The organism is Marinobacter salinisoli (assembly GCF_017301335.1).
Lineage (GTDB): Bacteria > Pseudomonadota > Gammaproteobacteria > Pseudomonadales > Oleiphilaceae > Marinobacter > Marinobacter salinisoli.
Map to the genome: position 1 here is coordinate 1,490,614 of NZ_CP071247.1, position 25,159 is coordinate 1,515,772.

Genomic DNA, 25,159 nt, shown 5'->3' on the forward strand with positions numbered 1-25,159 from the left:
GCATGGCGGTAAAGCATGCAGGAAAAGCCTGGCTGGGAGTGTGTCTGGCATCTTTGATGACCGCATGCACCCAAGGCAGTGGTTTCTCTGATCTTGATAAATTTATGGCGGATACCCGGGCAAAGCCTCGTGGACATGTTGAGCCACTCCCCGAGTTCAAGGCCTACGAGGCATTCACTTATTCGGCTGCGGATCGGCGTGCGCCGTTTGAGCCGCCAATCGACATTCAGTTGACCATGGTGGATCAGCAGCCGGAAAGTCAGGTTGAGCCGAACCTGGACAGGCCGAAAGAAGTGCTGGAAACCTTCGACCTCAAGGCCCTGACGATGGTTGGAACGCTCCGCGGCTCTGCTGGCTCGCTGTTCGCTTTGATTCGAGATGACGCAGGCGGCATCCACCGGGTTCGCAGCGGCAATTATATCGGGCAGAACTACGGTCGAATTGTTGGTGTTAATGAGGCCAGAGTTGAGCTGATTGAGATCGTTCCCAATGGCCAGGGTGGATGGATAGAGCGTCCGCGCTCCATGACTCTGGACGGAGAAGAAGGCTAGGGAGCGGCATAATGATAAATGTAAGAAAAACGCATGAACAAAAAAGTTTGGGGTCGAGGCTAGCGATGTTTAAAAAACTCAATGTATACGTCGGCGTGATCACTTTCGGGTTGCTGTCAAGCCTGGCTAACGCGGTCACTCTGGAAGACGTGGCATTCTCTTCGCTGCCAGGAGAGCGGCTAGAGGTAACGTTGGCCTTCGATGGCCAGCCACCGGAGCCAACCGGATACACCATCGAGCGTCCTGCTCGTATTGCCATTGACCTGAAAGATACAACCAGCGGACTGGATAGTCGCAGTATCGCTCTGGGCTCGGGTAACGCACAGAGTATGACGGTGGTCGAGACCAAGGATCGCACTCGACTGATTTTCAATCTGGTGGAGCTGGTCCCCTACGACACCGTAAGAAGCGGCAACTCCCTGGTGATGACGATCGGTGGCGAGTCGGGTTCCCCGTCAGTGGCAGCCACGTCTGCGTCCGCAACGGTGTCCAGTGCGCCTCGTCGGGCAGATACGCTGGCCGGAGTTGATTTCCGGCGCGGAAAAGACGGCGAGGGCCGTGTGATTGTGGATCTTGGCAGCGAATCCACCTCGGTTGATCTGGCCGAGCAGGCGGGCAAGATTCGCTTGACCATGTCGGGCGTGTCCGTGCCTGAGAACCTGCGTCGCCGCTTGGACGTGACTGATTTTGCCACCCCTGTTCACCGCATTGATACCTACATGGAAGGCGGCAGCGCCGTGGTCGAGATTCGTCCGGAAGGCAGCTACGACTATATTGCTTACCAGTCCGGCAGTGAATTTACGGTCAGTGTCGAGAAACTGACCGAAGAGGAGGCGGAAGCCCGCCGCGAGGAGAAGTTCCCGTACACCGGAGATAAGCTGTCGCTCAATTTCCAGGATATTGAGGTTCGCTCCGTTCTGCAGTTGATCGCCGATTTCACCGGCCTGAACCTGGTGGCCAGCGACACCGTTGGTGGAAGCATTACTCTGCGCCTTCAAAACGTACCCTGGGATCAGGCTCTGGATCTTATCCTGAAAACCAAGGGGCTGGACAAGCGTCAGATTGGTAACGTTCTTCTGGTCGCACCGGCAGATGAGATCGCTGCACGGGAAAAGCTGGAGCTGGAAACCAGCAAGCAGATTGCTGAGCTTGCGCCGGTTCGACTGGAGATTATCCAGGTCAACTACGCCAAGGCCGCGGAAGTGGTTGCATTGATTGAGGCCGATCAGGAACTGATTTCCGACCGTGGCTTTGTATCCTCCGATGCCCGTACCAACACCATCAGTGTGCGGGAAACGGCGGAAAAACTGGAAGAAATTCGTCGCCTGGTGTCCACCTGGGACGTTCCGGTGCGTCAGGTATCCATCGAAGCCCGTATTGTTCGCGCTCAAACCAATGTGGCTGAGGACCTGGGTATTCGCTGGGGTGGTGCTGCCTACAACGTGAGCGGCGACAATGTCTTCTCTGTGGGTGGTTCTCAGGGTGCTGTTGAAGAGGCTCGCCAGGCCGCCGCAGGTGGCAGCAACACCATCACCTTCCCCGGTGCCTTGGCAGTGGATCTGGGCGTAACCGGTGAGGGCACCTCCTCATTCGCCATCGGCTGGGGCAGTGATGACTTCCTGGTGGATCTGGAGCTGTCGGCGCTGGAAAGCGATGGCCAGGCTGAGGTGGTTTCCCAGCCGCGGGTTGTGACTGCTGACCGTCAAACCGCTTCTATCAAGTCTGGTGAAGAGATCCCTTACCAGGAAGCGTCTTCCAGCGGTGCAACATCGGTATCGTTCAAGGAAGCCGTGCTGTCCCTGGAAGTGACGCCGCAGATCACACCTGATGACAAGATCATCATGGACCTGGTGGTCAACCAGGACTCCCGTGGCGAAGTGACCGCAGGGATCCCGTCCATTAACACCAACGAGGTCACCACGCAGGTACTGGTGGGTAATGGCGAGACTGTGGTGCTTGGCGGGATCTTCCAGTCTGAGGTGGCCACCCAGACCACCAAGACACCGTTCCTCGGCGACATTCCTTACCTGGGGCGCCTGTTCAAGCGCACCGAGCGTATCGATGAGCGCAGTGAGTTGCTGATCTTCATCACGCCGAAGATCATCAAGAGCGACCTGATTCAGTAATCGCTCGTTATCCAGAAGCCGCCGCATAACCCCGGCGGCTTTTTTGTGTCTGCACGGCCGCGGTCGCACACCTTGAATGTTTAGGGAACACCAGCGCCTGTGCTATTCTCACGGGCCTGAAAAACCATTGAGCGGAAGTCATGTCATTGCCCAAACGCGTTGTTCTGGTGGGCCCTATGGGCGCCGGGAAAAGTACCATTGGCCGGTTGCTGGCGAGGGAGCTGGGTTATCAGTTCATGGACTCGGATCGGATCATTGAAGAACGCTGTGGTGCGAATATCCCCTGGATCTTTGATGTGGAAGGGGAGGAAGGCTTTCGCCAGCGTGAGACGGCAATGCTCAAGGAACTCTCAGGGCAGGAAAATGCCGTGGTGGCGACCGGCGGGGGCGCGGTAATGCGCCCCGAAAACCGGGCAATCCTCAAGCAGGGTGCGGTTGTCATCTATCTGAAAACCTCAATCGAGCAGCAGGTCGAACGTACACGCAGGGATCGGAACCGCCCGCTTTTGCAGAATGAAGATCCTGAGGCCGTGCTGCGTAATCTCTTCGCCATTCGGGATCCCTTGTATACGGGGTTGGCCGACATCGTGATGTACACCGATCGCAAAAGCCCTCGCCTGGTGGTCCGGCAACTGGTCAACCGCCTGAACCCGAAAACGCCTCGCCATAAAAGAAAGGTTCGTAAGGAAGGACGACATCATGCCTGAGATTCTCCATGAACTGACGGTAGAACTTGGCGAGCGCAGCTACCCGATTATTATTGGCCGGCAGCTGCTGGGCCGGCAGGACCTGACCTCCTGGGTTTCGGGCCATCAGGTCATGATCGTGACCAACGACACTGTTGCCCCCCTGTATTTGGAACAGGCGATCGCGAGCTTTCCGGGGCTTCAGGTTGATACGGTGGTGTTGCCCGATGGCGAGCAATACAAGGATTGGTCCACGCTCAACCGTATCTTTGATGCCCTGCTGGAGAAGCGCCATAGCCGGAAGACCACCTTGGTGGCGCTTGGCGGTGGGGTTGTTGGAGACATGACGGGATTTGCCGCTGCCTGTTACCAGCGCGGGGTTCCGTTTATTCAGATTCCTACCACCTTATTGTCACAGGTTGATTCATCGGTTGGCGGTAAAACCGGGATCAACCACCCGCTTGGGAAAAACATGATCGGGGCGTTTCATCAGCCCGAGATCGTACTGATCGATACCGATAGTCTCACCACCTTGCCACCAAGAGAGATTTCGGCGGGCCTGGCCGAGGTCATCAAGTATGGGTTGATTCGCGATCTGGATTTCCTGGCCTGGCTCGAGCAGGAAATGGATCGGCTTGTTGCTCTTGACGCTGAGGCCCTTGCCGAGGCCATTTTCCGATCCTGCCGCTGTAAGGCGGAGGTGGTGGCTCAGGATGAGCGTGAAGGTGGTTTGCGAGCTATCCTGAATCTCGGACATACCTTTGGCCATGCGATCGAAACCTATGCCGGTTACGGCAAATGGCTTCATGGCGAAGCCGTCGGTACCGGGATGGTGATGGCGGCAGACTTGTCAGCCCGGGAGGGTATGATCACAGAACCCGAGAAAACTCGGGTCGTCGAGATTGTGCGGCGAGCAGGGTTGCCGGATACCCCGCCTGAGGCGATGACGCCGGATGATTTCATGAGATTGATGGCCGTCGATAAAAAGAACGTTGATGGACGCCTGCGCCTGGTGCTGTTAGCCGCGATGGGTGAGGCGGTGGTGACCGGGGATTCGGCGCCGGAGAACCTGGCTCAAACCCTGTCGGTTTTTTGTCATTAAGCTTTCTCAGCCGGTTTGCGATCAGCTGAGTGTCTACGGTTGAGGGACAAGGAAGCCTTGTGGTGGAAGAGCGTCTGAGTACGGTCGATTCCGGGGGGCTGGTTGCGCGCCTCCAGCAGCGGTTTGGCCTCCGAGCCAATCCTATGGACTTCGAAACGCCATTTTTCCCCGATGCCATGCGTCATCACGCGCTTGAGTCACTGCGCCATCTTTGTGGCTTCGGAGACATGGCGATTCTTTTAACCGGGGCTGACGGGGTTGGGAAAACCCGCTTGCTTGCCGAACTGGTCCGCAGCGAATCAGCGCGCCTCGAATTTAAGGCCTTGCCAGCGTCCGCGTTCACCAGCGCTAAATCCCTCGCCATGCGCTTAAAAGCGATTGCGCCCCCTGCGTTTCGGGAGGAACGGAATCCCAGGGACAGCGTCTATCATTTCTTCCGCTGGTCTGAATCGCGTGCCCGTAAGGGCCAGAGAATGGTGCTGCTGATCGATGATGCGGATCGCGTGCCCGGCGAATTATTGCGACTTCTGGTGTCCGCCTTTCTGGCGTCGGAGCGTTCCGCCGCAGCCTTGCCTGTTTTGGCCGGCACTGACCAGTTGGCGGGGTTGGTCGACCCAACCATCGCGGCATCGGGCATGCACCAGATTCATCTTCGTCCGCTGACACAGGAAGAGGTACACGCCTACCTGGAGCCGAGGATTTACCAGGCGGGTGGCGATGTAAGGAAAATGCTGTCCCCGGCCAATGTTGCCGTTATCCACACGCTCAGTCAGGGCAGTTTCGGGCGCATTAAGCGAGTCGCGCCCGGAGTCTGGCTCGGGTTGGCAGGCTCTCCGTCCGGCACACGGCGCCGTCCTTCGTTGCTGGGAACCCTCGCTTGGCCTGCATTGGCTCTGGCGTTGTTGGCCGGGTCCTGGTGGTTTGTCTCCCGTCAATACGATCAGTCAATGGCAGAGAGCGCATCGCAGTCTGAGAGGGCTGCGCCGGCCAGGAAAAGTATTACGGTAGGCCCGGCCGCGCCCGTGACCGATGACGCTGAGGCACCATCCCCGAAGCCGGTTTTTATGGATGAGCTGGCCGCTCCGGAGCGCGACCTTTCCGGACCGGGAGCTCCCGAGTTGGCTGAGGCTGAGCGTTCCGTCCGCCAGTCTGACGCAGACAGTGAGGGCGACGATGCGCCTGATGTTGCTGTTGAGCGTGTCGAGCCTGAATTACCGGAAACTGATGTCGTACCGGAAGATGACGAGGCTGATGCCTCAGAGTCTTTGCCTGCCAAAGAGGTTAGTGAAACCTTGGGCCCGGGTGTGCAGTCTCGGACCGAATTGCCTTCGACGCCCGAAGCGCAGGCGCCAGCCCCTGATAATGGGATGGTTGGCGCTCCCGATTTCCAACCCTCGAACCCGGATCGATTTGTCGATATCGCTCAGCTGCGGTCGAATGGCGGCTGGGTAGTTCAGTTGGTGGCCGGGAACCTTGAGAAGACAGCTCTGTCACTGCTGGAGCAGCATAGAGATCTTGAGGGATTGGTCTATACTCGCAGCGAGCGTCAAGGCCGGTTCTGGTTTATGGTGTTTGCCGGCCCCTATCCAACCAGGGAAGCCGCACGAGCGGCTGAGACAAACCTGCCGAAGGACTTGCGCGACCAATCCCCGTGGATTCGGGCCGCCTCGGACCTCTGAATGTGACCGCCGTTTTAGCCTGAATCCGGGGTATTGGGCCTGCCGTCCTTGGCCTGAATTACGCCCGAGGCCCCAGAATTCCGCATCATGCCATTTGAGTACGTATTTCTACGTGTGTAAAATGGCCAGCCCCCTTATTTTCAGAGTCAGAGGGTGTTTTGTTGGTCGGTTTCGGCTAACCCTCTGATTGGAAAGTATTTATACGCGAGAGAACGCTTATGATGACAGGTTTGTATCATCCCGAGGAATTCAGGGACAACTGTGGCTTCGGCTTGATAGCTCACATGAAAGGTGAGGTGAGCCACAAGCTACTGCAAACTGCCATCGAGTCGCTGACGTGCATGACCCACCGTGGCGGGATCGCTGCGGATGGCAAGACCGGCGATGGTTGTGGCCTTCTGATTCAAAGCCCGGATGCCTTTTTGAGAAAGGCTGCAAAGGCGGCCTTTGGCAAAGAGCCGGGTGACGTATTTGCAGTTGGACAGGTATTTCTGAACCAGGACGAGAGCAAGGCGGCAGCGGGACGGGCTTCCATTGAGAAGCGTCTGGTCGAGCAAGGGCTCGAGATTATGGGCTGGCGGGAAGTACCTGTCGATGTCAGCTGCCTGGGGCCCATGGCTCTGGACTGCCTGCCGCGTATTGAGCAGGTGTTTGTCGTGCCGGCTGCTCAGTCAGAGAAAGAGTTTGCCATCAGTCTGTTCGTTGGCCGCCGTCATGCCGAGCGGGACATGGCGGAGGATCCCGAGTTTTACATCTGCAGCCTGTCCCACCGCACGCTGGCGTATAAAGGCCTGATGATGCCGGCGGATCTCGCCAATTTCTACAAGGACCTGGGTGATCCGGATCTGGAAACGGCGATCTGCGTATTCCATCAGCGGTTCTCCACCAACACCATGCCGCGTTGGCCGCTGGCCCAGCCCTTCCGTTACCTGGCCCATAATGGCGAAATCAACACCATTGATGGTAACCGGAACTGGGCGATAGCCCGCGCCGCAAAGTTCAGCTCACCGGATCTGCCTGACCTTCAGACCCTGCAGCCGCTGGTAAACCTGACGGGTTCCGATTCCTCAAGCATGGATAACATGCTGGAAATTCTGCTGGCCGGCGGTGTTGAGCTGTTCCGCGCTGTTCGCATGATGATTCCGCCCGCGTGGCAGAACGTTGACAGCATGGATCCGGAGTTGCGCGCTTTCTACGAATACAACTCCATGCACATGGAGCCTTGGGATGGGCCGGCAGGCCTGGTGATGTCGGATGGTCGATACGCACTGTGCATGCTCGACCGCAATGGCCTTCGCCCGGCGCGTTGGGTAATCACCAAGGATGATTTTATTACCCTGGCCTCGGAAATCGGTACCTACGCTTACCAGCCCGACGACGTGGTTGCCAAAGGGCGAGTGGGTCCGGGACAGATGCTGGCCATTGATACTGAAACCGGTGAAGTCCTGCACACCGACGACATTGATCAGCGCCTGAAGACGGCCCAACCGTATCGTAGCTGGCTGCGTCAGAATGCGTTGCGTGTTGAAACCACGCTGAACCAGGAAACGCCCGAATTCAAACTGATGGATGCGGATGATTTGCTGGTTCACCAGAAAATGTTCAACGTGTCGTTCGAGGAGCGGGATCAGGTGCTGCGTCCGCTGGCTGAGAGTGGTCAGGAAGCGGTGGGCTCCATGGGTGATGACACCCCCATGGCTGTTCTGTCCAGCAAGGTACGCCACGTTGCCGATTACTTCCGGCAGAAGTTTGCCCAGGTAACCAACCCGGCCATCGACCCACTCCGTGAGTCTATCGTGATGTCACTGGAGACCTGCCTGGGCGCGGAAAAGAACGTGTTCCTGGAAACCGCGGATCACGCCAATCGAATCATTTTGTCGACACCGGTTCTGTCGCCGGCGAAGTTCCTGAAGGTGGTGAACAATGAGCGCTCGGGCTTCGAGGTCGAGCGGATTCAGCTGAGTTACCGACCTGAGATGGGCCTCGAGGGTGCGATTCGCAGTGTCTGTGAGCAAGCCGAGCAGGCCGCCCGCAATGGCAAGGTGATTCTGGTCTTGACTGACCGTGAGCTCAACGATGGTGAGCTGCCCGTGAATGCCATGATGGCCACGGCCGCCGTCCATCACCATCTGGTTGAGCGCGGGCTCCGCTGCGATTCTAATCTGGTGGTTGAAACCGGCTGGGCGCGCGATCCCCATCACTTTGCTGTGTTGTTCGGTTTCGGCGCAACAGCGGTCTACCCGTACCTGGCTTACCAGGTCCTGAACGATCTGATCCGTACCGGCGAAATGCTGATGGATCCCATCGAAGCCAAGAATAATTACCGCCGGGGTATCAATAAGGGGCTGCTGAAGATCCTCTCTAAAATGGGGATTTCCACCATCACCTCTTATCGTGGCGCACAGTTGTTCGAAGCCATTGGTCTGGCCGACGAAGTTGTCGACCTCTGTTTCAGGGGCGTGCCCAGTCGTATCCAGGGTGCGGGTTTCTTTGATTTCCAGCAGGATCAGGAACAACTGGCCGCTCTGGCACGGAGTTCTCGCAAACCTATCACTCCGGGAGGTTTGCTCAAGTATGTCCATGGACAGGAATACCATGCCTTCAACCCCGATGTGGTCGGCAAGCTGCAGGAAGCGGTAACCAGCGGTAATTATGGGCACTACAAAGAATACGCGGCCCTGGTGAACGAGCGCCCGGTCGCCACGTTGCGGGACCTGCTCGCACTGCGTGGCGACCTCAAGCAGATTGATCTGTCGGACGTTGAGCCGGTGGAAAAGATCTTCCCCCGGTTCGACTCTGCGGCCATGTCTCTGGGGGCGTTGTCGCCCGAGGCGCATGAGGCGCTTGCAGTAGCAATGAACACGCTCGGTGGGCGGTCCAACTCAGGTGAGGGCGGGGAAGACCCGGCCCGCCACGGCACGGAAAAACGTTCCAAGATCAAACAGGTGGCTTCCGGTCGCTTTGGTGTTACCGCGGAATACCTGCGTAGCGCTGACGTCATGCAGATCAAAGTGGCTCAGGGCGCCAAGCCGGGCGAGGGTGGCCAGTTGCCGGGTGGTAAGGTGAACGACCTGATTGCTCGCCTGCGATACTCGGTGCCGGGTGTCACGCTGATTTCACCGCCGCCACACCACGATATCTATTCGATTGAGGATCTGGCCCAGCTGATTTTCGATCTCAAGCAGGTCAATCCTGAGGCGCTGGTGTCGGTGAAACTGGTGTCCGAGCCGGGCGTCGGAACCATTGCGGCCGGTGTGGCCAAGGCATACGCCGATCTGATTACCGTATCCGGTTACGACGGTGGCACCGCAGCGAGCCCGCTGACTTCCATCCGTTACGCCGGTTCCCCATGGGAGCTGGGCCTGACTGAGACCCATCAGGCGCTGCGCGCCAATGATCTGCGTGGCAAGATTCGCCTGCAGACCGATGGTGGTATCAAGACCGGTCTGGATGTGGTCAAGGCCGCCATCCTTGGTGCGGAAAGCTTTGGTTTCGGAACCACGCCGATGGTCGCGCTGGGTTGTAAATACCTGCGCATCTGCCACCTCAATAACTGCGCCACCGGTGTTGCAACCCAGAACGAGCACCTGCGTGAAGAGCACTTCAAGGGCACGGTGGAAATGGCCATGAATTTCTTCCGCTTCGTAGCGGAGGAAACCCGCGAGTGGATGGCCAAGCTGGGCGTCCGAACCCTCGAGGAGCTGGTCGGGCGTGTTGACCTGCTGGAGCGGCTGCCGGGCGATACCGAGCGCCAGAAGAAGCTGGATCTGTCGCGGCTGCTGTCCAACGAGCATATTCCGGCCGACAAACCGCACACCTGCCAGGTTGAACACAACCATCCTTTCGATAAGGGCACTTTGGCGGAGCAGATGATCAAGGATACCGCGGCGGCCATTGAAAACGCCTCCGGCGGCGCCTGGTCCTACCGCGTGACCAACTGTGATCGCTCGATCGGTGCGCGTCTGTCTGGTGAGATCGCTGCGCAGCATGGTAACCAGGGCATGGCGGATGCGCCGATTACTCTGGACCTCACCGGCACCGCCGGCCAGAGCTTTGGCGTGTGGAACGTTGGTGGCCTGAATCTGATTCTGGAAGGTGACGCCAACGACTACGTCGGCAAGGGCATGACCGGCGGGAAGCTGGTGGTCAAGCCGCCCCGGGGCAGCGCATTCAAGACTCAGGAAACCTCGATCGTCGGTAACACCTGCCTGTACGGCGCCACCGGAGGCAAGCTGTTTGCAGCTGGCACCGCGGGTGAGCGTTTTGCCGTGCGTAACTCCGGCGCCCATGCGGTGGTCGAGGGCGCTGGCGACCACTGCTGTGAGTACATGACCGGCGGTCTGGTGACAGTTCTGGGCAACACGGGCCATAATTTCGGCGCGGGCATGACCGGCGGATTCGCCTACGTGCTGGATATGAACAACACGTTCGTTGACAAGTACAACCACGAGCTCGTAGAGATCCAGCGGATTTCCAGTGAAGACATGGAGTCGTACCGGAATCACCTGCGTGGCGTCATACGTGAGCACATCTCGGAAACCAACAGCGAGTGGGCCGCGCACATCCTTGAAAATTTCGAAGATTACATCGGCCGTTTCTGGCTGGTTAAACCCAAGGCTGCCAATCTTCGCAGCCTGCTGGCGAGCACCCGGGCAAGACCGGAATAAGGTCCCCCCGGAGAGACAGGGTTTAAGGGCGGCCCAAGGAGGGCTGCCCTGGTCGAAATTGAGCTGATGAGAGTAGCAAGATGAAAGAACGACTGAGTAACGACTTCCAGTTTGTTGAGGTGGGCCGGGTTGACCCGAAAAAAGTCCCCGCCAAGAAGCGCAAGCAGGAGTTTGGCGAGATTTATCATCCTTTCACGGCCAACGCCGCGTCTTCACAGGCTCATCGTTGTCTGGCGTGCGGTAACCCGTACTGTGAATGGAAGTGCCCGGTGCACAACTACATCCCCAACTGGCTGAAGCTGGTGTCTGAGGGCAACGTCATGAAGGCGGTGGAGCTGTGTCACCAGACCAACTCGCTGCCGGAAGTGTGTGGCCGGGTGTGCCCGCAGGACCGTCTGTGTGAGGGTGCGTGTACCCTGAACGATGGCTATGGCGCAGTGACCATCGGGTCGGTGGAGAAATACATCACCGATACCGCCTTTGCGCTGGGCTGGAAGCCGGATATGTCTGCGGTCAAGTGGACCGACAAGAAAGTCGCGGTCATTGGTGCCGGCCCTGCCGGCTTGGGCTGTGCCGACATTCTGGTCCGCAACGGCGTCAAGCCGGTGGTCTTTGATCGCTACCCGGAAATTGGCGGCCTGCTGACCTTCGGAATCCCCGAATTCAAGCTGGAAAAATCGGTCATGAGCCGCCGCCGGCAGGTGTTCGAAGAGATGGGCGTGGAATTCCGCCTCGCTACCGAGGTGGGTAAGGACGTCATGCTGCAGGACATCATCGACGAATACGATGCGGTCTTTATGGGCATGGGCACCTACACCTACATGAAGGGTGGTTTCCCCGGTGAAAATCTGCCGGGCGTTCACGACGCACTTCCGTTCCTGATCTCCAACGTCAATCGTCGCCTGGGGTTCGAGCAGGACCCGGCTGACTTCATCGACATGAAGGGTAAGCGCGTGGTTGTGCTCGGCGGTGGCGATACCGCCATGGACTGCAACCGTACGTCTATCCGTCAGCAGGCGGAAAGCGTGACCTGTGCCTATCGTCGGGACGAAGAGAACATGCCGGGCTCTCGCCGTGAGGTGGCCAACGCCAAGGAAGAGGGCGTGAAGTTCCTGTTCAACCGTCAGCCTATCGCCATCATTGGTGAGGATCAGGTGGAGGGCGTGAAGGTTGTGTCGACCCGCCTGGGCGACCCGGATGAAAATGGTCGTCGTCGGCCGGAAGTGGTGCCCGGCAGTGAAGAGGTCATTCCTGCCGACGCCGTACTGGTCGCCTTCGGTTTCCGTCCAAGCCCGGCGGATTGGTTCGACGAGTTGGAGGTCGGCACCGACGACTCCGGCCGTGTGGTGGCACCGGAGCAGTCCGCGTTTGCCTTCCAGACCAGCAACCCGAAGATCTTCGCCGGAGGGGACATGGTCCGGGGTTCCGACCTGGTGGTGACCGCTATCTGGGAAGGCCGTCAGGCCGCCGAAGGTATTCTGGACTACCTGGAAGTCTGATTCCGGTCTGACCGGAAAAAAAGGGCGGCTTACTCGTGGTAAGCCGCCCTTTTTTATTGCTGCAAACGGGGTATCATTGCTCCCCATTCGTATAGAACCACTCAATGACCAAGAATGCTGGAATGTCTATGACTGAGTTGAAGAACGATCGCTTTCTGCGCGCCCTGATGCGCCAGCCCGTGGACCGTACGCCGGTGTGGATGATGCGCCAGGCGGGTCGCTACCTGCCGGAGTACCGGGCGACCCGGGCCAAGGCCGGCGACTTCCTCAGCCTGTGCAAAAACACGGAGCTGGCCTGTGAGGTGACGCTCCAGCCGTTGGAACGTTATCCACTGGATGCGGCCATCCTGTTCTCAGACATTCTGACCATCCCCGATGCTCTCGGTCTCGGTCTGTATTTTGAGACAGGCGAAGGCCCCAAGTTCAGGCAAACCATTCGCTCCGAAGCCGATGTGGCGGCCCTGCCGACACTGAATGCCAAGGTGGATCTGGATTACGTCATGAACGCCGTGTCGACAATCCGCGGCGCCCTCGGCGGTCGTCTACCGCTGATTGGTTTCTCGGGCAGTCCGTGGACGCTGGCGACCTACATGATCGAAGGCGGATCTTCCAAGGACTTCCGTGAAGCCAAGAAACTCATGTATGGGCAGCCCGAGGTAATGCATCGTCTGCTCGATCATCTGGCGGACTCGGTGATCGACTACCTCAATGGCCAGATCGAAGCCGGTGCTCAGGCGATACAGATTTTCGATACCTGGGGCGGGGTGCTAAGCAGCTGGGCGTACGAGGAGTTCTCGTTGCGTTACATGAAGAAGATCGTGGCCGGGCTCCAGCGTGAGAGCGAAGGGCGCCGCGTGCCCGTCATCCTGTTCACCAAGAACGGTGGCCAGTGGCTGGAATCCATCGCGGATGCCGGCGCCGATGCCGTCGGGCTGGACTGGACCACCGACATTGGCAATGCCCGGGCCCGGATTGGTGATCGGGTAGCCCTGCAGGGCAACATGGATCCGGCCATGCTGTACGCACCGCCCGCTCGCATCCGGCAGGAAGTGGCGGATATCCTGCGGCGCTTCGGTAACGGCCCCGGTCATATTTTCAATCTCGGGCATGGTATTACCCCGGATGTCGACCCGGCCCACGCCGGTGCCTTTATCGAGGCAGTGGTCGAGCTGAGCCCGGAGTACCACCGGTAAGGCATCTGTTGTCTGAGTCGCGGTGCTGGTTCAACTGCCGCCGCGACTCGCTCCCGTCCGCCGGCTGGCGGGATGCTCAGGGCAGGGTTATAGTCTCGGAGAGCAAGATGGGTCAACAGGAGTAACCGCTTGTCTGATAACACGCCCGAAAAACGACGCTTCCATCGCATTGAGTTTGATGCGCCCTGTGAGCTGCACTGGCAGGATCAGGTCTGGGAGACGCAGGTTCTGGATATCTCGCTCAAGGGAGTGTTGGTGGTGCGCCCGGATGCCTGGGATGTGCCGCTGAAAGAGCCTTGCGAGGTGGTGGTTCACCTGAACGACAACGAAACGGGGATCGTGATGGCCGTGGCCCTGCGGCACATCGAGCCCCATCGCCTCGGCTTCAAATGTGAATACATTGATCTTGAGAGTGCCAGCCACCTGAAGCGATTGGTGGAGCTGAATCTCGGGGATCAGGCGCTTCTTGAGCGGGAATTCGCTCACCTGATCGAGTGAGCGATGCCGCTGAACGACATCGCGCTCGTAGTTCGATGGCTCACTGGAAGTCTTCCAGCGCGGCAAGTGCCTCACTGAGGCGGGTCACGGCCGTGACTTTCATGCCCTCAATAGGTTTGCGCGGCGCGTTCGCTTTCGGCACCAGGGCCCGGGTAAAGCCATGTTTGGCCGCCTCGTAGATGCGTTCCTGGCCGCTGGGCACCGGACGGATTTCCCCGGACAGCCCCACCTCACCGAAAATGACCAGATCCTGCGGCAAGGCCCGATCCCGGAACGACGACACGATCGCTGCCAGTAACGCCAGATCGGCGCTGGTTTCCGCCACCTTGACGCCGCCCACCACATTCACGAACACGTCCTGATCGGACACATGCATGCCGCCGTGTCGATGCAGGACCGCCAGCAGCATGGCCAGCCGGTTCTGGTCGAGGCCCACGGCCACACGACGGGGGTAGCCGCCCTGCGCCATGTCCACCAATGCCTGGATTTCCACCAGCATGGGGCGAGTGCCTTCCCAGACCACCATCACCACGCTGCCGGGGGCGGCTTCTTCGCCCCGGTTCAGGAAAATCGCGCTGGGGTTTTTCACTTCTTTCAGGCCCTGCTCCAGCATGGCGAATACGCCCAGTTCATTGACCGCGCCGAAGCGGTTCTTGATGCCCCGCAGGGTGCGGTATCGGCTATCGCTGGAGCCCTCCAGCAGGATGGAGCAGTCGATCATGTGTTCGAGCACCTTCGGACCGGCCAGACTGCCGTCCTTGGTGACATGACCCACCAGAAACAGGATGGTGCCGCTTTGCTTGGCGAAGCGGGTCAGAAAGGCGGCGCTTTCCCGAACCTGGGAGACCGAGCCCGGGGCCGATTCGATGTCGGCCATGTGCATAACCTGAATACTGTCGACCACGAGAATGCGGGGTTTTTCAGTCTCGGCGATTTGAATAACCCGCTCGACACTGGTTTCGGACAGCATGTTGAGATCTTTGGTGGGCAAGCCCAGCCGCTTGGCGCGCATGGCCACCTGCTGCAGGGATTCCTCACCGGTAACGTACAGCGCGGAAACGCTCTCCGCCAGATGACAGACCGCCTGCAGCAGAAGCGTGCTCTTGCCCGCGCCGGGATGTCCGCCCATCAGAACTGCGGAACCCTCTACCAGACCGCCGCCAAGAACCCGGTCGAACTCCTGCATGCCGGTGCTGATACGGGGCTGTTCGGCCAGGCTTACGTCATCCAGCCGCTGGATTTCGGCCAGGCTGCCGGCGAACCCTTCAAAGCGGGCGCCACGGGCGCCCTTGGGCTGGCTGCCAACACCGCGAACTTCGCTGATGGTGTTCCATTCGTGGCAGGCACTGCACTGGCCCTGCCACTTGGAGTAATCTGCACCGCATTCGGTGCAGACGTATGACGTTTTGGTCTTTGCCATCAGGCCAGCTTCTTGTACTTCATGCGCTGGGGCACCATCGCGGAGTCACCCTTGCGCTTCTTGTGGTCTTCGTCGTATTCGTTGAAGTTACCTTCGAAGTACACCACTTCACCATCATCCTCGAACGCCAGGATGTGGGTGGCGACCCGGTCCAGGAACCAGCGGTCGTGCGAGATTACCAGGGCTGCGCCGGGGAAGTTGAGCAGGGCTTCTTCCAAGGCGCGCAGGGTTTCCACGTCCAGGTCGTTGGTCGGTTCGTCCAGCAGCAGAACGTTGCCGCCTTCTTTCAGCAGCTTGGCCAGGTGCAGGCGGTTGCGCTCACCACCGGACAGGTCGCCAACCCGCTTCTGCTGGTCGGAGCCCTTGAAGTTGAAGCGGCCAACATAGGCCCGGGACGGGGTTTCGTAGTTGCCGACCTTGATGATGTCCTGGCCGTCGCTCAGTTCTTCCCAGACGGTTTTGTCGCCTTCGAGATCGCGCATCTGATCCACGTAGGCCAGTTTGACCGTCTCGCCCACGGTAATGGAGCCGCTGTCAGGCTGGTCTTTGCCGGAGATCATGCGGAACAGGGTGGACTTACCGGCGCCGTTGCCGCCGATGATGCCGACAATCGCGCCGGGCGGTACGTTGAACGAGACATTTTCATAGAGCAGGCGGTCGTCGAAGGACTTGCTGATGCCGTCCACTTCGATGACCTTGTCGCCCAGGCGCGGTCCGGGTGGAATGTAAAGCTCGTTGGTTTCGTTACGCTTCTGGAATTCCTGCGAGGACATTTCCTCGAAGCGAGACAGGCGGGCCTTGCTCTTGGACTGTCGGCCCTTGGCGTTGGAGCGCACCCATTCCAGTTCGTGCTTGATGGCCTTCTGGTGGGCAGCCTCCTGCTTGGCTTCCATCTCCAAGCGCTTCTCTTTGTTCTCCAGCCACTGGCTGTAGTTGCCCTCGAACGGAATGCCGTGGCCCCGGTCCAGTTCCAGAATCCAGCCGGCGACGTTGTCCAGGAAGTAACGGTCGTGGGTGATGGCTACCACGGTGCCTTCGTAGTCGTGCAGGAAGCGCTCCAGCCACGCGACGGATTCGGCGTCCAGATGGTTGGTAGGCTCGTCCAGCAGCAGCATGTCCGGGCCCGAAAGCAGCAGGCGGCACAGGGCCACGCGGCGGCGTTCACCACCCGACAGGTTTTTCACCGGCTGATCCCAGGCCGGCAGGCGCAGCGCGTCGGCCGCCACTTCCATTTTGCGCTCAATGTCATGGCCGTCGGTGGCCTGGATATAGGCTTCCAGTTCACCTTGCTTCTTGGCCAGTGCGTCGAAGTCGGCATCCGGCTCGGCGTAGGCGGCGTAAACCTTGTCCAGCTCGGCCAGGGCATCGTGCACGCCAGATACGGCTTCGTCGACGATTTCCTTGACGGTCTTGCTGTCGTCCAGTTCCGGCTCCTGCGGCAGGTAGCCGACGTTAATGCCTGGCTGAGGGCGTGCCTCGCCGATGTAATCCTGGTCCACACCCGCCATGATCCGCAGCAGGGTGGATTTACCGGCACCGTTCAGACCCAGCACACCAATCTTGGCGCCTGGGAAGAAGCTCAGAGAAATGTCTTTGAGAATTTCACGCTTGGGCGGAACCACTTTGCCCACGCGGTTCATGGTGTATACGTATTGGGCCATAACAGGCTGTGTCCTCTGTTGAATTCGGAGGTGATCAAAATACGACTTGGGGATTAGGCACGTAAGGTAGCGAAACCACACTGCTATAGCAATTGAGGGAAACTCGAACCCTTGGGGGGTGAGGGTTTATCCGGAGCCGCCGGCGGCGGCAAAAAGGTGATTTTTGACCGCCATCTAAGATAGAATGGCGGCCCAATTTTTCAGGGTGTACGGCCGGGCGAAATGCCCCCGTACCAGACAAACATACAGGGGCAGCGCATCCATGTTTAACCGTGATATGAAAATCGCCGGCTTTGACGATGAACTCTGGAACGCCATGCAGGCGGAAGAGAAGCGTCAGGAAGTTCACATCGAACTGATTGCGTCGGAGAACTACACCAGCCCGCGCGTAATGGAAGCCCAGGGCAGCGTTCTGACCAACAAGTACGCTGAAGGCTATCCGGGCAAGCGCTACTACGGTGGCTGCGAATTCGTGGATATCGCGGAAGAGCTGGCCATCGATCGCGCCAAACAGCTTTTCGGCGCGGCTTACGCCAACGTGCAGCCCCATTCCGGCTCCCAGGCCAACTCGGCGGTGTTCATGGCTCTGCTCAAACCGGGTGATACCGTGCTGGGTATGAGCCTGGCTCACGGCGGCCACCTGACGCACGGTGCCAGCGTTAATTTCTCCGGCAAGATCTACAGCGCGGTGCAGTACGGCCTGAATCCGGACACCGGGCTGATCGACTACGACGAAGTGGAAGCCCTGGCGCTTGAGCACAAGCCGCGGATGATCATTGCTGGCTTCTCTGCGTATTCTCAGGAGCTGGACTTTGCCCGGTTCCGTGAGATTGCCGACAAGGTCGGCGCGTACCTCTTTGTCGACATGGCCCACGTGGCTGGCCTGGTTGCGGCGGGCGTATACCCGGATCCGGTGCCTCACGCCCACGTGGTGGCGACCACCACCCACAAGACGCTGCGTGGTCCTCGCGGTGGCCTGATTCTGGCCTGCGACGACGCCGATTTGCAGAAGAAACTGAACTCGGCCGTATTCCCCGGTGGCCAGGGCGGCCCGCTGATGCACGTGATCGCGGCCAAGGCGATATGCTTTAAAGAAGCCATGAGCGACGAGTTCAAGGCGTACCAGCAGCAGGTGGTCAAGAACGCCGGCGCCATGGCGCAGGTCTTCGTTGAGCGCGGTTATGACGTGGTATCCGGTGGCACCAAAAACCACCTGTTCCTGCTGAGCCTGATCAAACAGGACATCACCGGTAAAGATGCCGATGCCGCTCTGGGCCGCGCGCACATTACCGTGAACAAGAACGCCGTGCCCAACGATCCGCGCTCGCCGTTCGTCACCTCCGGTCTGCGTATCGGTACTCCGGCGATCACCACCCGAGGCTTTGGCGAGTCCGAGTGTCGTGACCTGGCCGGCTGGATCTGCGACATCCTCGACAACATGGGTGATGAATCCGTGATTGAACGGGTTCGTGAGCAGGTTGAGGCCGTGTGTGCCCGATTCCCGGTCTACGGCTAAACTTTCCGTCAAGACCCTGCCGGGCCGCGTGTTTCAGGCACACGGCCCGGCCTCCGTTCTGGAGTCTCTGAATTATGCATTGTCCGTTCTGTGGTGAAGCTGACACCAAGGTGATCGATTCCCGGCTGGTGGCCGAGGGTGATCAGGTTCGCCGCCGCAGGGAATGTCTGTCCTGTCACGAGCGTTTTACCACTTTTGAAAGCGCCGAACTGGTGATGCCCCGGGTGGTCAAACAGGATGGCGTCCGGCAGCCGTTTGACGAAGAGAAACTCCGGTCCGGCTTGATGAAAGCATTGGAAAAGCGGCCGGTCAGCATCGAGCAGATCGATGCCGCCCTGAACCGGATCAAACATCGCCTGCGGGCGACCGGTGAGCGCGAGGTCAAGTCCATGCAGGTGGGCGAGGAAGTGATGACCGAATTGCGTCAGCTGGATCAGGTGGCTTACGTCCGCTTCGCCTCGGTTTACCGGAGTTTTCAGGACATCAACGAATTCAAGGAAGAGATCGAACGCTTGTCAGAGGCGAATGGCGAACATCCCGTGGATGTGGCGAAGGCGCTGGCTGATAACCGCGCCCCGAAAGGCAAGGCATGAACGACGCTTCTGATCGAACCCTGATGGCTCGCGCGGTGCAGCTGGCGTGGCGCGGCCGCTATTCGACACACCCCAACCCCCGGGTCGGTTGTGTCATTGCCAGGGGGGGCGAGATTCTGGGCGAGGGCTGGCACGAACGCGCCGGAGAAGCCCATGCGGAAATCCGTGCGCTGAGCCACGCCGGTCCGTCGGCACGGGGGGCAACCGCTTATGTCACCCTGGAGCCGTGCAGTCACTTTGGTCGCACACCACCTTGCGCCCGGGCGTTGATTGATGCCGGAGTGGCGCGCGTGGTTGTCGCAACCAAGGATCCGAATCCGGCCGTATCGGGCCGGGGCCTGGAGTTGTTGCGCGAGGCCGGCATTCAGGTGCAGGAAGGCGTGCTGGCGGAAGAGGCTGCCAGGCTCAACCCCGGTTTCATGAAACGAATGAATACCGGACGGCCGTTTGTGCGGCTGAAGATGGCGGCCAGTCTGGACGGACGAACCGCGATGGCTTCCGGCGAGAGTCAGTGGATTACCGGCCCGGAAGCGCGTAAGGATGTTCAGCGCCTGCGGGCAACCAGTGATGCCATCCTGACCGGGGTGGGTACGGTTCTGGCCGATGATCCCTCGCTGACCGTAAGACGGCCCGAACTGGGAGACATCGGTGACGCAACCGAGCCCTCCCGTCAGCCGCTCAGGATCATTGCCGACCGGGATGCGCGTACACCGTCGTCCGCCAAGATTCTGCAAGGTGGAAACGTGCAGTTGTTTTGCGCGTCCTCGACCTTGCCGACCGAACCGGCACAGGATCTGGCAGCGCTGGGGGTGAGCATTAACGGCGTCGCCTGGAAAGACAACGGCATTGATTTGTCCGAGTTACTGGATGCACTGGGAGAGCTTGGCATTAATGAGTTGCTGGTAGAGGCCGGGCCAACTTTGGCCGGGACCTTTATTCAGGAGCAGCTGGTCGATGAGCTCTGGCTTTATCAGGCGCCGGTGTTCATGGGCAGTACCGGGCGTCCCACGGCTCATATTCCACTGGACAGCATGGCCGACAAGGTGTGTTGGACGGTTCTCGACCGACGTCAGGTGGGCGAAGACCAGCGCCTGATACTGGCGCGGCGCTAATTTTCTAAATTCACGGTGAAAGGCAGCAAGGCTGTTACTCAACCGCAAGGGTACAAGACCGTATGGCACTGAATACCATCGAAGACATCATTGAAGATATTCGTCGGGGCAAGATGGTCATCCTGATGGATGACGAAGATCGTGAGAACGAAGGCGATCTGGTCATGGCGGCGGAACACTGTACTCCGGAAGCGATCAACTTTATGGCCCGCTTCGGGCGAGGGCTGATTTGCATGCCGATGACCCGTGACCGCTGTGCACAACTTGGCCTGCCGTTGATGGTTCAGCAGAATGCGTCGGGTTTTGGCACCAAATTCACCCTGTCGATCGAGGCAAAAGAAGGGGTGACCACCGGCATTTCCGCGGCAGACCGCGCCCGTACCGTGCAGGCCGCAGTGGCTCGTGATGCCAAGGCATCCGATCTGGTGCAGCCCGGCCATATTTTTCCGCTGATGTCCGATCCGGGTGGCGTACTGAGCCGGGCGGGGCATACCGAAGCCTCCTGCGACCTCGCCGCGCTGGCGGGTTCGGAGCCGGCTGGTGTGATTTGTGAAATCATGAACGATGACGGTTCCATGGCGCGTCGCGAAGATCTGGAACGGTTTGCCGAAGAGCATGACCTGAAGATTGGTACCATCGCCGACCTGATTCACTACCGCACCATGAATGAGCGCACCATTGAGTGCGTGGAAGAGAACGAGCTCGACACCGAATACGGTGTGTTCAAGCTGCGCACCTACCGGGACAACATCCAGGGTTCCACCCACCTGGCCATGGTGATGGGCGATATTCGTGAAGACGAGCCAGCCTACGTGCGCGTTCACATCACCGACACCCTGCGGGATTTGCTGGGCGCGCGCCGTAAAGACTCCCGCAGCTGGCCGCTGCATCGTGCACTGGAGAAAGTGGCCGCCGAAGGCGAGGGCGTCGTGGTCCTGCTGAACAGTGGCGAGGACAGCTACAATCTGGAAGATCGCATCCACGATTTTTTCGGAGAGGAGCGCGGCTCTGCCGGTAAAGGCAGCTCGGGCGTCTATTTTACCGTGGGAACGGGCTCGCAGATCCTGCGGGACGTGGGCGTTCGCAAAATGCGCCTGCTGAGCCCGCCCATCAAGTTTTCTGCTATTTCCGGGTTCGATCTGGAAGTGGTGGAGTATGTTCCCTACACCCCTGAATAAGTAACCTGGTCAGGGTGTTGGCCCTGGCCTGACAAGGAGCCATGCATGGCAGATATCAAAGTAATCGAAGGCGACTTTACTCAGTGCAGCGGTCGCTATGCGCTTGTTGTAGGCCGGTTTAACGGTTTTGTAGTTGAGAGCCTGGTGGAGGGTGCGGTGGATACCTTGCGTCGCCACGGTATCTCCGACGACGATATTGCGATCATCCGGGTGCCGGGTGCTTACGAAATGCCGCTGGCGGTCAAGCGTGTGGCGGAGACACAGGATTACGACGCAATCATCGCCCTGGGTGCGGTGATTCGTGGCGGCACGCCGCACTTCGACTATGTTGCCGGCGAAGCGTCGAGTGGTCTGGGTGCCGTGAGCCTGGAAACCGACGTTCCGGTCGCCTTCGGTGTTCTGACCGTTGATTCCATCGAGCAGGCCATTGAGCGCTCCGGCACCAAAGCCGGGAATAAGGGCGGGGAAGCCGCCGTAACCGCGCTGGAGATGGTCAGCCTGTTCAAGAAACTGGGTGAGTGATGAACACAACCGACGATAACACCTCCGGGCCAGCACCGGGCAGCAAGCCAAAGGCTGGAGACCGTCGCCGCGCTCGTGCGCTGGCGATGCAGGGGCTGTATCAGCGTCACTTCAGCAAGAGTTCCATTTCCGATATTGAAGCGGAGTTCATGGTCGACAACGACATGACCAAAGTCGACCTGCTGTATTTCCGTGACCTCCTGCGGGGTGTGCATCGGGAGCAGGGGGATCTGGATTCCCTGATCGAGCCGTTTCTTGATCGGCCGCTAGCTGAAGTGGATCCCATCGAAATGTCCATCGTGCGCCTGGGCGCCTACGAGCTCAAGCACCGGATGGACGTTCCCTACAAGGTCGTCATCAACGAAGGCATTGAGATGGCCAAGCGTTTCGGTGGTACCGAAGGGCACAAGTTCGTCAATAGTGTGCTGGACAAGCTGAGCCGTCGCCTGCGGCTTGCCGAGACACGCGCTCGCTAGATGATGGGTGAGTTCGAGCTGATCCGCCGCTATTTCCAGCCGATGGCGGCACGGCTTGCTACTCCCTGTCTGGTTCTGGGGCCCGGAGATGATTGCGCGATCCAGCGCGTGCCGGCCGGGAACGATCTCGTTTTTTCGGTGGATACTCTGGTAGAGGGGGTCCACTTCCCCGAAGCCTATCCCTCCCGTATTCTGGCCTGGCGAGCTCTGGCCGCAGCGGCCAGTGACCTGGCTGCTATGGGCGCACACCCTGTGTGCTTCACCCTGGCCATGACACTGCCGGAAGCTGACGAGGACTGGTTGTCGGGATTTGCCGAAGGCCTTGCCGATGCCGCCGCGAACTTTGGCCTGGCGCTGGCCGGCGGAGATACCACCCGGGGGCCTCTGGTGCTGACGATTCAGGTGCATGGCACCGTGCCGGAAGGCCGGGGGCTTCTGAGAAGCGGCGCCGAGGCTGACGATCTGGTGTGTGTGTCCGGTTGTCTCGGAGATGCGGGCGCGGCACTGGAATACCTGACGGTGAGCAATCCCGAGGATGATGTGCAATCGGTTTTGCAGCGCTACCATCAGCCCCAGCCCCGGCTGGAGCTGGGACATCAGCTGATTGATGTCGCCTCGTCTGCCATTGATATCTCGGATGGCCTGAAAGCCGATCTTGGACATATTCTGGCTGCTTCCGGTGTGGGAGCAACGATTCGCGCCGCGGACATTCCGGTGTCATCGCCATTGGCGCGACTCAAGGGCCAACAGGCGGTGAGCTACGCGCTGCACTCCGGCGACGATTACGAATTGTGTGTCACCCTCTCACCGGAAAACTGGGGCCGCTTGCCACCGAACATCCGAAACCAGTTGACGGTCATTGGCGTAGTAGAGCGCGAACCGGGGCTGAGAATTCAGGGCTGGCAGGGAGCTGCCGGCAGCAACGGATTTGATCATTTCAGGAGTATGTCATGACCCGGGAATCCCCCGCTGAGGAACCAGAGGTTCCACAGGTCCTGTTACCCCCCGGATTTCTGAAGCATCCGGTGCACCTTCTGGCCTTCGGCTTTGGAAGCGGCGCGACATCGCGGGCTCCCGGAACCTGGGGCAGTCTGGCCGCTATTCCCTTGTGGTACGCCTTTGCCTGGCTGCCGGCTGCGGCCTATTGGGCTGTTGTGTTAGCGGCGTTTCTGGTGGGCATCTGGTTGTGTGGAAAAACTGCAGAGGATCTGAAGGTTCACGACCACGGCGGCATTGTCTGGGATGAGTTTGTGGGCATGTGGATTGCCCTGGGCTTGTTTCCGTCCAACGTGATCGGTGTCTTGATGGCGTTTGTGCTCTTCCGCCTGTTTGATATTGCCAAGCCCTGGCCCATTGGCTGGCTGGACGCCCGGTTACCCGGAGGGCTCGGGATCATGTTTGATGACGTGGTTGCGGGGGCGATGGCGCTGGTCAGTCTGTACGCCATCGATCGGTGGTTAATCGCTGGGTTGGCGTAGCCGCGCCGCGGTCACCCTCAGTGGGTAACCGCGTCTTCGGGCAGCAGATTAACAACGTGAAGAAAGCGGCGAAGGCCTGTCTCGGCCCGTTCACGACTGGCGAAGGGGCCACTCTCGAACCCTTCTCGGGTGGCGAAATACCACTGGCTGCCAACATTGAAAAAACGACTGCTTCTGAATGGTGCCGGGCCGGCTTCGCCGGTTCTGCGATGGGATTCCATAACTCCTCCAGTTTGTGTTGTTACAACTAAGGAGCCGAGCGTTTCTGCCGTTTTTCAGGCTCTTTCTTAAAATCTAATCCAAAAAAACCGGTCTTCAACTTTTTTCGTCCGTTTTTTGGATGCGCCCGTTCTCGGACGTGCCGGCTCAGGTTCGATGCACTCACTTAAACATACGCTCGCTTGCCCTCGTCAGGTTCACTCGTCAGAATGTTTCTTCGATTTTTCTTCAATCCCATGTTTTGCCTCTTTCAAGGAGAATGAATGCGTACCTTTCATATTTCGGCAGAGTTGTGGCGGTGCCTGCGGGCCCCGATTCAGGGTGCCCGGGGGCTTGTCGTTGCATTGCTGGCGCTGGCTATCACCGGTTGCGCGTCGAGCATGTCCCGTGTCGAGACCTGGGAAGGGAGCCCGGCTGGCGCGGCGGATGCCGCAACGCTCAAGGCGCCAGGGGAAATTCAGGTGTCAGAGGTGAACGGCCGCACCGTTGGCAATTTCCTGATGGATGACCTGGCACTGGATTACGCGCTGTTGCCCGGCCAGAACGAGGTTGTCTTTACGTACAAAACCATCTGGGCGAAGACGGAAGTGGTCGATAACGGTGAGTCCAAAGTGCACGTGGTCGAAAGTGAGCCTCAAGTGGTTCGTTTTGATGCCCAGCCCAACGAGGTGTATACGTTCCTGTTCGATAAGCCGGGCACCAAGGTTGAAGCCGAGCAGATGGCGGCGGCTTTCTCCGCAACGGTTGTAGGGGGCGAGGGTGCGCCTGTTGCCAAGTCCTCTGAGTGGGATCCGGCTCAGGTTGCCGGGCGTACGCCGATTCCCGCTGCCACGGCTGCCCAGATCAGTGCGGGTGATGCCAGCGCCCTCGACACGCTGAAGGCCGTGTGGGAGACCGCCTCAGAAGAAGAGAAGAAGGCCTTCCTGCGCTGGGCTTTCGAATAAGCTTCGAGAAAAAACCTTTTGCCTGCCCTTTCACGGGCA

The 25,159-nt window shown here is 59.3% G+C and carries 21 protein-coding genes; 18 read left to right on the forward strand and 3 right to left on the reverse strand.

Annotated elements, in window-relative coordinates; translation table 11 throughout:
* Nucleotides 1–2 precede the first annotated feature (2 nt).
* From LPB19_RS06790 to LPB19_RS06830, 9 genes are all read left to right on the forward strand, one after another.
* Entirely contained in the window at nt 3–551 is a 549-nt protein-coding gene (locus tag LPB19_RS06790; protein WP_206645316.1) for a pilus assembly protein PilP, read from the forward strand.
* Nucleotides 552–616: 65 nt separating this feature from the next.
* Nucleotides 617–2,677, forward strand: a complete 2,061-nt coding sequence (gene pilQ / locus LPB19_RS06795; protein WP_206645317.1) for a type IV pilus secretin PilQ — start codon at nt 617–619, stop codon at nt 2,675–2,677.
* 140 nt (nt 2,678–2,817) lie between these two features.
* A complete protein-coding gene (gene aroK, locus LPB19_RS06800; protein ID WP_206645318.1) occupies nt 2,818–3,384 on the forward strand; it encodes a shikimate kinase AroK in 567 nt (188 codons plus the stop codon).
* Nucleotides 3,377–4,465 (forward strand): 3-dehydroquinate synthase, encoded by a 1,089-nt coding sequence (aroB, locus tag LPB19_RS06805; protein WP_206645319.1) that lies wholly within the window; start codon nt 3,377–3,379, stop codon nt 4,463–4,465. The genes aroK and aroB overlap by 8 nt, the downstream gene beginning before the upstream one ends.
* A 62-nt stretch (nt 4,466–4,527) precedes the next feature.
* On the forward strand, nt 4,528–6,144 hold the full coding sequence (locus tag LPB19_RS06810; RefSeq protein WP_206645320.1) for an SPOR domain-containing protein: 1,617 nt from the start codon (nt 4,528–4,530) through the stop codon (nt 6,142–6,144).
* A 218-nt stretch (nt 6,145–6,362) separates the two neighbouring features.
* The gene (gene gltB / locus LPB19_RS06815; protein WP_206645321.1) at nt 6,363–10,811 is read left to right on the forward strand and encodes a glutamate synthase large subunit; all 4,449 of its coding nucleotides are present in this window, start codon (nt 6,363–6,365) and stop codon (nt 10,809–10,811) included.
* A gap of 80 nt (nt 10,812–10,891) precedes the next feature.
* Entirely contained in the window at nt 10,892–12,310 is a 1,419-nt protein-coding gene (locus LPB19_RS06820; protein ID WP_206645322.1) for an FAD-dependent oxidoreductase, read from the forward strand.
* A gap of 128 nt (nt 12,311–12,438) precedes the next feature.
* The gene (hemE, locus tag LPB19_RS06825; protein ID WP_206645323.1) at nt 12,439–13,503 is read left to right on the forward strand and encodes a uroporphyrinogen decarboxylase; all 1,065 of its coding nucleotides are present in this window, start codon (nt 12,439–12,441) and stop codon (nt 13,501–13,503) included.
* Between the two features lie 129 nt (nt 13,504–13,632).
* A complete protein-coding gene (locus tag LPB19_RS06830) occupies nt 13,633–14,001 on the forward strand; it encodes a PilZ domain-containing protein (protein ID WP_206645324.1) in 369 nt (122 codons plus the stop codon).
* A gap of 40 nt (nt 14,002–14,041) precedes the next feature.
* Here LPB19_RS06830 and radA read toward each other — a convergent pair whose 3' ends face one another.
* Both radA and ettA read right to left on the reverse strand, forming a co-directional pair.
* Nucleotides 14,042–15,421: a DNA repair protein RadA gene (gene radA, locus LPB19_RS06835; RefSeq protein ID WP_206645325.1), complete on the reverse strand. Its 1,380-nt coding sequence runs from the start codon at nt 15,419–15,421 to the stop codon at nt 14,042–14,044.
* A complete protein-coding gene (gene ettA / locus LPB19_RS06840) occupies nt 15,421–17,082 on the reverse strand; it encodes an energy-dependent translational throttle protein EttA (protein WP_206645326.1) in 1,662 nt (553 codons plus the stop codon). The genes radA and ettA overlap by 1 nt, the downstream gene beginning before the upstream one ends.
* Before the next feature lie 262 nt (nt 17,083–17,344).
* Between ettA and glyA the strand changes: the two genes are divergently transcribed.
* The 8 genes from glyA to LPB19_RS06880 all read left to right on the forward strand — a co-directional run bounded on the left by glyA (nt 17,345) and on the right by LPB19_RS06880 (nt 23,957).
* On the forward strand, nt 17,345–18,598 hold the full coding sequence (glyA, locus tag LPB19_RS06845; RefSeq protein WP_206645327.1) for a serine hydroxymethyltransferase: 1,254 nt from the start codon (nt 17,345–17,347) through the stop codon (nt 18,596–18,598).
* A gap of 74 nt (nt 18,599–18,672) precedes the next feature.
* Nucleotides 18,673–19,191 carry a transcriptional regulator NrdR gene (gene nrdR / locus LPB19_RS06850; protein ID WP_206645328.1) on the forward strand — a complete coding sequence of 173 codons (519 nt, stop codon included), beginning with the start codon at nt 18,673–18,675 and terminating at the stop codon, nt 19,189–19,191.
* Nucleotides 19,188–20,303 (forward strand): bifunctional diaminohydroxyphosphoribosylaminopyrimidine deaminase/5-amino-6-(5-phosphoribosylamino)uracil reductase RibD, encoded by a 1,116-nt coding sequence (gene ribD, locus LPB19_RS06855; RefSeq protein WP_206645329.1) that lies wholly within the window; start codon nt 19,188–19,190, stop codon nt 20,301–20,303. Before nrdR ends, ribD begins: the two co-directional genes overlap by 4 nt.
* A 62-nt stretch (nt 20,304–20,365) precedes the next feature.
* A complete protein-coding gene (gene ribBA, locus LPB19_RS06860) occupies nt 20,366–21,481 on the forward strand; it encodes a bifunctional 3,4-dihydroxy-2-butanone-4-phosphate synthase/GTP cyclohydrolase II (RefSeq protein WP_206645330.1) in 1,116 nt (371 codons plus the stop codon).
* Nucleotides 21,482–21,526: 45 nt separating this feature from the next.
* Nucleotides 21,527–22,003 carry a 6,7-dimethyl-8-ribityllumazine synthase gene (gene ribH / locus LPB19_RS06865; RefSeq protein ID WP_206645331.1) on the forward strand — a complete coding sequence of 159 codons (477 nt, stop codon included), beginning with the start codon at nt 21,527–21,529 and terminating at the stop codon, nt 22,001–22,003.
* Entirely contained in the window at nt 22,003–22,479 is a 477-nt protein-coding gene (gene nusB / locus LPB19_RS06870; protein ID WP_206645720.1) for a transcription antitermination factor NusB, read from the forward strand. Before ribH ends, nusB begins: the two co-directional genes overlap by 1 nt.
* A 3-nt stretch (nt 22,480–22,482) precedes the next feature.
* Nucleotides 22,483–23,433 (forward strand): thiamine-phosphate kinase, encoded by a 951-nt coding sequence (gene thiL, locus LPB19_RS06875; RefSeq protein WP_206645721.1) that lies wholly within the window; start codon nt 22,483–22,485, stop codon nt 23,431–23,433.
* Nucleotides 23,430–23,957 (forward strand): phosphatidylglycerophosphatase A family protein, encoded by a 528-nt coding sequence (locus LPB19_RS06880; protein ID WP_206645332.1) that lies wholly within the window; start codon nt 23,430–23,432, stop codon nt 23,955–23,957. The genes thiL and LPB19_RS06880 overlap by 4 nt, the downstream gene beginning before the upstream one ends.
* 17 nt (nt 23,958–23,974) lie before the next feature.
* Here LPB19_RS06880 and LPB19_RS06885 read toward each other — a convergent pair whose 3' ends face one another.
* The gene (locus LPB19_RS06885; protein WP_206645333.1) at nt 23,975–24,178 is read right to left on the reverse strand and encodes a DUF6316 family protein; all 204 of its coding nucleotides are present in this window, start codon (nt 24,176–24,178) and stop codon (nt 23,975–23,977) included.
* Between the two features lie 261 nt (nt 24,179–24,439).
* Here LPB19_RS06885 and LPB19_RS06890 point away from each other — a divergent pair, with 261 nt between their 5' ends.
* Nucleotides 24,440–25,120 carry a DUF2057 family protein gene (locus LPB19_RS06890; protein WP_206645334.1) on the forward strand — a complete coding sequence of 227 codons (681 nt, stop codon included), beginning with the start codon at nt 24,440–24,442 and terminating at the stop codon, nt 25,118–25,120.
* Nucleotides 25,121–25,159 lie beyond the last annotated feature (39 nt).

What these genes read in the sequence shown, in the direction of transcription:
- hemE (WP_206645323.1), top strand. Translation starts at nt 12,439, where the DNA reads ATGACTGAGTTGAAGAACGATCGCTTTCTGCGCGCCCTGATGCGCCAG.
- aroK (WP_206645318.1), top strand. Translation starts at nt 2,818, where the DNA reads ATGTCATTGCCCAAACGCGTTGTTCTGGTGGGCCCTATGGGCGCCGGG.
- nrdR (WP_206645328.1), top strand. Translation starts at nt 18,673, where the DNA reads ATGCATTGTCCGTTCTGTGGTGAAGCTGACACCAAGGTGATCGATTCC.
- LPB19_RS06880 (WP_206645332.1), top strand. Translation starts at nt 23,430, where the DNA reads ATGACCCGGGAATCCCCCGCTGAGGAACCAGAGGTTCCACAGGTCCTG.
- ribD (WP_206645329.1), top strand. Translation starts at nt 19,188, where the DNA reads ATGAACGACGCTTCTGATCGAACCCTGATGGCTCGCGCGGTGCAGCTG.
- LPB19_RS06890 (WP_206645334.1), top strand. Translation starts at nt 24,440, where the DNA reads ATGCGTACCTTTCATATTTCGGCAGAGTTGTGGCGGTGCCTGCGGGCC.
- nusB (WP_206645720.1), top strand. Translation starts at nt 22,003, where the DNA reads ATGAACACAACCGACGATAACACCTCCGGGCCAGCACCGGGCAGCAAG.
- aroB (WP_206645319.1), top strand. Translation starts at nt 3,377, where the DNA reads ATGCCTGAGATTCTCCATGAACTGACGGTAGAACTTGGCGAGCGCAGC.
- gltB (WP_206645321.1), top strand. Translation starts at nt 6,363, where the DNA reads ATGATGACAGGTTTGTATCATCCCGAGGAATTCAGGGACAACTGTGGC.
- ribBA (WP_206645330.1), top strand. Translation starts at nt 20,366, where the DNA reads ATGGCACTGAATACCATCGAAGACATCATTGAAGATATTCGTCGGGGC.
- LPB19_RS06790 (WP_206645316.1), top strand. Translation starts at nt 3, where the DNA reads ATGGCGGTAAAGCATGCAGGAAAAGCCTGGCTGGGAGTGTGTCTGGCA.
- thiL (WP_206645721.1), top strand. Translation starts at nt 22,483, where the DNA reads ATGGGTGAGTTCGAGCTGATCCGCCGCTATTTCCAGCCGATGGCGGCA.
- ribH (WP_206645331.1), top strand. Translation starts at nt 21,527, where the DNA reads ATGGCAGATATCAAAGTAATCGAAGGCGACTTTACTCAGTGCAGCGGT.
- LPB19_RS06820 (WP_206645322.1), top strand. Translation starts at nt 10,892, where the DNA reads ATGAAAGAACGACTGAGTAACGACTTCCAGTTTGTTGAGGTGGGCCGG.
- radA (WP_206645325.1), bottom strand. Translation starts at nt 15,421, where the DNA reads ATGGCAAAGACCAAAACGTCATACGTCTGCACCGAATGCGGTGCAGAT.
- glyA (WP_206645327.1), top strand. Translation starts at nt 17,345, where the DNA reads ATGTTTAACCGTGATATGAAAATCGCCGGCTTTGACGATGAACTCTGG.
- ettA (WP_206645326.1), bottom strand. Translation starts at nt 17,082, where the DNA reads ATGGCCCAATACGTATACACCATGAACCGCGTGGGCAAAGTGGTTCCG.
- LPB19_RS06885 (WP_206645333.1), bottom strand. Translation starts at nt 24,178, where the DNA reads ATGGAATCCCATCGCAGAACCGGCGAAGCCGGCCCGGCACCATTCAGA.
- pilQ (WP_206645317.1), top strand. Translation starts at nt 617, where the DNA reads ATGTTTAAAAAACTCAATGTATACGTCGGCGTGATCACTTTCGGGTTG.